Origin of the sequence: Sphingopyxis sp. (genome assembly GCF_019459305.1) — a bacterium.
Taxonomy (GTDB): Bacteria; Pseudomonadota; Alphaproteobacteria; order Sphingomonadales; family Sphingomonadaceae; genus Sphingopyxis.
Window position 1 is genome coordinate 1 of record NZ_JAIBES010000026.1, and the last position, 2,823, is coordinate 2,823.

Below are 2,823 nucleotides of genomic sequence, written 5' to 3' on the forward strand. Positions count from 1 at the left end.
CCCTAACCTTAAAAGGGGGGCGCTTAGCGTTGGCCCGGGGGGGGTGGGGGGGGTTATGGGGGTTGGAAATCGATAAAATGGCCCCCCCGCTTCGGCGGGGGCCGATGTCGGCCTTGCCCTTCGATGCCGAGTAAACCGATAGCGGCCTCCGCCTTCGCGGGGGCGACATTCTAGCGATTACGAACCGCCTTCACCGCCGCCACGACGCGCGGCACATCGATCAGCGCCGCCTTTTCAAGGTTCGCGGCATAGGGCAGCGGCACATCCTCGTTGCACACGCGCATCACCGGCGCGTCGAGATCGTCGAAGCCCTGCTCCATCGCGACCATCGCGAGTTCGCTCGCGATCGAACAGGTCGGCCAGCCTTCCTCGACGACGACGAGATGGTTGGTCTTTTTGAGGCTCGCCAGCACCGTCGCGGCGTCGAGCGGGCGCAAGGTGCGCAGGTCGATGACCTCGGCATCGATGCCCTCGCCCGCAAGCTGGTCGGCGGCCTCGAGCGCGAGTCCGACGCCGATCGAATAGCTGACGACGGTAACGTCCTTGCCCGGCCGCATGATCCGCGCCTGACCGATCGGCAGGACATGGTCGGGCAGGTCGGGAACGTCGAAGCTGCGGCCATAGAGCAGCTCGTTCTCAAGGAAAACGACCGGATCTTCGGTGCGGATCGCGGCTTTCAACAATCCCTTGGCATCGGCGGCGTCATAGGGCGCGATCACGATCAGACCGGGGACGCTGGCGTACCATGGCGCGAAATTCTGGCTGTGCTGCGCACCGACGCGCGACGCGGCGCCGTTCGGGCCGCGGAACACGATCGGGCAGCGCATCTGGCCGCCCGACATATAGTTGGTCTTTGCCGCCGAGTTGATGATGTGGTCGATCGCCTGCATCGCAAAGTTGAAGGTCATGAATTCGATGACCGGCTTCAGTCCGCCCATCGCCGCACCGGCGCCGAGCCCGGCAAAGCCATATTCGGTAATCGGGGTGTCGATGACGCGGCGCGCGCCGAACTCGTCGAGCAGCCCTTGGGTGACCTTGTACGCACCCTGATATTCAGCGACTTCCTCGCCCATCACGAACACCCGGTCGTCGGCGCGCATTTCCTCGGCCATCGCGTCGCGCAGCGCTTCGCGGACGGTCAGGCGGACCATCGCGGTGCCTTCGGGTACGGCGGGGTCAGCGACCGCGGCCTTCGCCTTGACGGCGAGTTGTTCGGTGCCGCTTTCGGCTTTTTTCGGCGCGTCTTCTTGGGGCGTATCGGTCTTCGGCGCTTCGGCAGCGGGCGCAGGCGCGGGAGCCGGGGCAGCAGCTTCTTCCCCCTCACCCGTAATCGTCGCGATCACGGTGCCGACCTTCACATTGTCGGTGCCCTCGGCGATCAGGATCTGGCCGATTATGCCCTCGTCGATCGCTTCAAATTCCATCGTCGCCTTGTCGGTCTCGATCTCGGCGAGGATGTCGCCCGATTTGACCGTGTCGCCTTCCTTGACGAGCCATTTGGCGAGCGTGCCTTCTTCCATCGTCGGCGACAGTGCCGGCATCTTCAATTCGATGGCCATCTCAATATTGCTCCACCAGCACGTCGGTATAAAGGTCGGAAAGGTCGGGTTCGGGCGCGCTTTCGGCAAAGTCGGCGGACTCGGCCACGATCGCCCGGATTTCCTTGTCGATATCCTTGAACTTCTCTTCGGTGATGCCCGCGTCGAGCATAACCTTTTTCAGATGTTCGAGCGCGTCGGATTTATCGCGCACCGCCTGTACTTCCTCGCGACTGCGATATTTTGCCGGGTCGGACATCGAGTGACCACGATAGCGATAGGTTTTGAGTTCCATTAGCACCGGACCCTTGCCCGCGCGCACCCATTCGAGCGCGGCTTCGGCCGCGCCGCGCACCGCGAGCACGTCCATGCCGTCGACCTGCATCCCGGGGATGCGGAAGCTTTCGCCGCGGCGATAGAGCTGGTCCTCGGCCGACGAGCGATTGACCGACGTGCCCATCGCATATTGGTTGTTCTCGATCACGAAGATGATCGGCAGCTTCCACAGCTCTGCCATGTTGAAGCTCTCGTACACCTGCCCCTGGTTCGACGCGCCGTCACCGAAATAGGACATCGCGACCCCGCCGTCGTCGCGATATTTGTGCGCAAAGGCCAGCCCGGTGCCGAGCGACACCTGCGCCCCGACGATGCCGTGGCCGCCATAGAATTTATGCGCGACGCTGAACATGTGCATAGAACCGCCCTTGCCGCGCGAGATACCCGCGGCGCGGCCGGTCAGTTCAGCCATAATGACTTTGGGGTCGATCCCATACGCGAGCATGTGACCATGGTCGCGATAGCCGGTGATGACGCTGTCTTTGTCGCCATCCAGCGCCGACTGCAAACCCACCGCAACCGCTTCCTGGCCGATATACAGATGGCAGAACCCACCGATCAGCCCGAGCCCGTACAGCTGCCCCGCCTTTTCCTCGAAGCGGCGGATCAGCAGCATTTCGCGGTAGAATTTCTCCAGCTCCTCGGGCGTCGCGTCATAGGAAACGGGATCGCGCGGCTGCTCGCGGTTGGTCGCGGCGGCGGGCGTGGACGCAGTCTTTTTCGGCGCGGCAGGTGCGCGCGCGGGTGCTTTGGCCAAGGCGGGTTCCTTTGCAGTTAGCCGTTACGGCAAGGCTCCCTATAGGAGCCGCAAAGCAGGTTTGGCAACGCCCCCTTGGCCGCAAGGGCATAGCAATTACGAATGCAGCATGGACGCGTCATCAACCGTCATTGCGAGCGCAGCGAAGCAATCCAGAGCGGCTTACGCGGGCTCTGGATTGCTCCGCTGCGC

At 63.4% G+C, this 2,823-nt stretch carries 2 protein-coding genes; both read right to left on the reverse strand.

The window, feature by feature from the left end:
- Positions 1-170: 170 nt before the first annotated feature.
- Positions 171-1,559 (reverse strand): pyruvate dehydrogenase complex E1 component subunit beta, encoded by a 1,389-nt coding sequence (locus K0M74_RS02810; RefSeq protein ID WP_293967692.1) that lies wholly within the window; start codon positions 1,557-1,559, stop codon positions 171-173.
- A 1-nt stretch (position 1,560) separates the two neighbouring features.
- Positions 1,561-2,631: a pyruvate dehydrogenase (acetyl-transferring) E1 component subunit alpha gene (gene pdhA, locus K0M74_RS02815; RefSeq protein WP_293967694.1), complete on the reverse strand. Its 1,071-nt coding sequence runs from the start codon at positions 2,629-2,631 to the stop codon at positions 1,561-1,563.
- Positions 2,632-2,823 lie beyond the last annotated feature (192 nt).

Bases quoted from the DNA above. Each gene is read 5' to 3' on its own strand.
- K0M74_RS02810 (WP_293967692.1), bottom strand. From the start codon at position 1,559: ATGGCCATCGAATTGAAGATGCCGGCACTGTCGCCGACGATGGAAGAA.